This window comes from Rhodopseudomonas sp. BR0C11 (assembly GCF_010820945.1).
Classification (GTDB): domain Bacteria; phylum Pseudomonadota; class Alphaproteobacteria; order Rhizobiales; family Xanthobacteraceae; genus Rhodopseudomonas; species Rhodopseudomonas palustris_H.
Map to the genome: position 1 here is coordinate 1 of NZ_QTKI01000450.1, position 3,638 is coordinate 3,638.

The window sequence follows — 3,638 nt, forward strand, 5'->3', positions numbered from 1 at the left end:
TCCAGCGCCAGCGTGCTCGGCACCGCGCCGCGGGTCGGCATCGAAGCGGCGCGCGACACCGATTGGCGCCGCTGGATCGGCGATACCGGCGCGTTCGTCGGCATGACCGGGTTCGGTGCCTCGGCGCCGGCGCCGGTGCTGTACCAGAAGTTCGGCATCACCGCGGACGCGGTGGTGGACGCCGCCAAGGGCGCGATCGCCCGCGGCAAGCACTGAGCCCGATTTTTGAACATCAGGACGACCCTGTCGTCACACAGTTAGTTTGAGGAGACATCATGGCGCGTATCACTCTGAGGCAATTGCTGGATCACGCCGCCGAGCACGGCTACGGCGTGCCCGCGTTCAACATCAACAACATGGAGCAGGGCCTCGCGATCATGGAGGCGGCGGCGCTGGTCGACGCGCCGGTGATCATCCAGGCGTCGCGCGGCGCCCGCTCCTACGCCAACGACATCATGCTGGCGAAGATGATCGACGCGCTGGCCGAGATGTATCCGGACATCCCGCTCTGCATGCATCAGGACCACGGCAACGACGAAGCCACCTGCGCCACCGCGATCCGCTACGGCTTCACCTCGGTGATGATGGACGGCTCGCTCAAGGCCGACGCCAAGACCGCCGCCGACTATCAGTACAACGTCGACATCACCCGCCGCGTCGTCGACATGGCGCACTGGGTCGGCGCCTCGGTGGAAGGTGAGCTCGGCGTGCTCGGTTCGCTGGAGCACGGCGGCGGCGAGCAGGAAGACGGCCACGGCGTCGAGGGCAAGGTCAGCCGCGAGCAGCTGCTGACCGATCCGGACCAGGCGGTCGAGTTCGTGCGCGCCACCAAGGTCGACGCGCTGGCGATCGCGATGGGCACCTCGCACGGCGCCTACAAGTTCAGCCGCAAGCCGGACGGCGACGTGCTGGCCATGAAGGTGGTCGAAGAGATCCATCGCCGCCTGCCGAACACCCATCTGGTGATGCACGGCTCGTCGTCGGTGCCGCAGGATCTGCAGGACATCTTCAATGAGTTCGGCGGCGCGATGCCGCAGACCTTCGGCGTGCCGGTCGAGGAAATCGTCCGCGGCATCAAGCACGGCGTCCGCAAGGTCAACATCGACACCGATTGCCGTCTGGCGATGACCGGCGTGTTCCGCAAGGTGGCGACCCAGAACAAGGCGGAGTTCGATCCGCGCAAGTTCCTGAAGCCCGCGATGGATGCGATGCGCGACATCTGCAAGCTGCGCTTCGAGCAGTTCGGCACCGCCGGCAATGCCTCGAAGATCAAGGTCGTGCCGATGGCGGAAATGGCCAAGCGCTACAAGTCCGGCGCGCTCGATCCGCAGATCGGCCAGGTCGCCCGCGCCGCGGAGTAACCGCTTTCAATTCGCGGCGGCCAGCGCGCCGCCGCGCCTCGCATTGCAGGAGATCACCATGGACCAGTCGAACCGCTACGCCAACCTCAACCTCAAAGAGAGCGAGCTGATCGCGGGCGGACGGCACGTGCTGTGCGCCTACATCATGAAGCCGAAGGCCGGCTTCGGCAATTTCCTCCAGACCGCCGCGCACTTCGCCGCCGAATCCTCGACCGGCACCAACGTCGAAGTCTCCACCACCGACGACTTCACCCGCGGTGTCGACGCGCTGGTGTACGAGATCGACGAAGCCAAGCAGCTGATGAAGATCGCGTACCCGATCGAGCTGTTCGATCGCAACGTGATCGATGGCCGCGCCATGATCGCCTCGTTCCTGACCCTGACGATCGGCAACAACCAGGGCATGGGCGACGTCGAATACGCCAAGATGTACGACTTCTACGTGCCGCCGGCGTATCTCAAGCTGTTCGACGGCCCGTCGACCACCATCAAGGATCTGTGGCGCGTGCTCGGCCGGCCGGTGATCAACGGCGGCTTCATCGTCGGCACCATCATCAAGCCGAAGCTCGGCCTGCGTCCGCAGCCGTTCGCCAATGCCTGCTACGATTTCTGGCTGGGCGGCGACTTCATCAAGAACGACGAGCCGCAGGGCAACCAGGTGTTCGCGCCGTTCAAGGACACGGTCCGGGCCGTCGCCGACGCGATGCGCCGTGCGCAGGACAAGACCGGTGAGGCCAAGCTGTTCTCGTTCAACATCACCGCCGACGATCACTACGAGATGCTGGCGCGCGGTGAGTTCATCCTCGAGACCTTCGCCGACAACGCCGATCACATCGCGTTCCTGGTCGACGGCTACGTTGCCGGCCCGGCTGCGGTCACCACCGCCCGCCGCGCGTTCCCGAAGCAGTACCTGCACTACCATCGCGCCGGCCACGGTGCGGTGACCTCGCCGCAGTCCAAGCGCGGCTACACCGCCTTCGTGCTGTCGAAGATGGCACGTCTGCAGGGCGCCTCCGGCATCCACACCGGCACCATGGGCTTCGGCAAGATGGAAGGCGAAGCTGCCGATCGCGCGATCGCCTACATGATCACCGAGGATGCGGCCGACGGTCCGTACTTCCATCAGGAGTGGCTCGGCCTCAACCCGACCACCCCGATCATCTCCGGCGGCATGAACGCGCTGCGGATGCCGGGCTTCTTCGACAACCTCGGCCATTCCAACCTGATCATGACGGCGGGCGGCGGTGCGTTCGGCCACGTCGACGGTGGCGCGGCCGGTGCCAAGTCGCTGCGTCAGGCCGAGCAGTGCTGGAAGCAGGGCGCCGATCCGGTCGAGTTCGCCAAGGATCACCGCGAATTCGCCCGCGCCTTCGAGAGCTTCCCGCAGGATGCCGACAAGCTGTATCCGAACTGGCGCGCCAAGCTGAAGCCGCAGGCGGCGTAAGCTTCTCGCACCTCACACGACTGACGGCCCGCGCTTCCGGCGCGGGCCGTTTGCTTTTGGCCTCGTAGTTCTTCGAGGGGCACCTTGAGGGCTCGCCGCATTCTTCGATCAGTTGATCTCAACGCCGGCGAAAGCCGCAACGGAAAAGAAACGATCTGCGCCGATTGGGGAGTCGCAGCTTGCGTTTCCCGGGCGCCGTGCAATGCTGAAGTGTGGTCACAGGTCAGTTCGCGTTGGCGTCCGCTCAAGTTCGGCGGAGGCCCTGACGTCGGAGAACTCAGATGACACACAGTCGTTCTGGTCCGTACCAGTTTCAGATCGCCGTCAGCGGCGTGTACTACCCGAGCGCGTTCGTGATCATCGACAACCGGCTGATCACGGTGACGGCCGCCGGCCGGAAGCGGACCGAAGAGCTCGGCATGATGCCGCCGCTGGCGCTCGCGGAATTCCTCGCCGGCGAGCTGGTGCGCGAGCAGCTCGCCCGTGTTGCGGCAGCGGCGATCCACCCCCATCCTGAAGACGAGCCGGAGCCTCACCCCCACTTGGCAGGCGTCCCTGAAGCTGCCGTCGAGCCGGGGCCGACCTCGGAATCGCACGAGGCCCACAAGGGCTGGTTCGGCAAGCACCTGCTGCGCTGGGTCGGGGGCCAGCCGGCACATCATCCTCGCTCGTAGTTCTTGGTCGGTTAGTTTTCTGCGCTGGCAGTGTACGTAGTCGTACGCAGTGCTGAGTTAAGGAACTCGCAAGCGGGTGGAACTCAGAGTGCCGGCTATGCAGGGGCGCAGTCTCGGCTGAGTCATTGATCGTGAGTCCGGTTCGATGCCGGGCCATCG

4 protein-coding genes are annotated in these 3,638 nt (G+C 65.4%); all 4 read left to right on the plus strand.

Annotated elements, in window-relative coordinates; all coding sequences use genetic code 11:
• Window positions 1–216: transketolase-like TK C-terminal-containing protein (locus DYI24_RS23165; protein WP_502706368.1), on the plus strand; the 216-nt coding region annotated here is incomplete at its 5' end.
• Window positions 217–275: 59 nt separating this feature from the next.
• Window positions 276–1,361: a class II fructose-bisphosphate aldolase gene (gene fba / locus DYI24_RS23170; protein ID WP_011160174.1), complete on the plus strand. Its 1,086-nt coding sequence runs from the start codon at window positions 276–278 to the stop codon at window positions 1,359–1,361.
• Window positions 1,362–1,419: 58 nt separating this feature from the next.
• A complete protein-coding gene (locus DYI24_RS23175; RefSeq protein ID WP_164574005.1) occupies window positions 1,420–2,805 on the plus strand; it encodes a ribulose-bisphosphate carboxylase in 1,386 nt (461 codons plus the stop codon).
• A 281-nt stretch (window positions 2,806–3,086) separates the two neighbouring features.
• Window positions 3,087–3,479, plus strand: coding sequence for an acyl transferase (locus DYI24_RS23180; protein WP_164574006.1), 393 nt, complete (start codon window positions 3,087–3,089; stop codon window positions 3,477–3,479).
• Window positions 3,480–3,638: the final 159 nt, after the last annotated feature.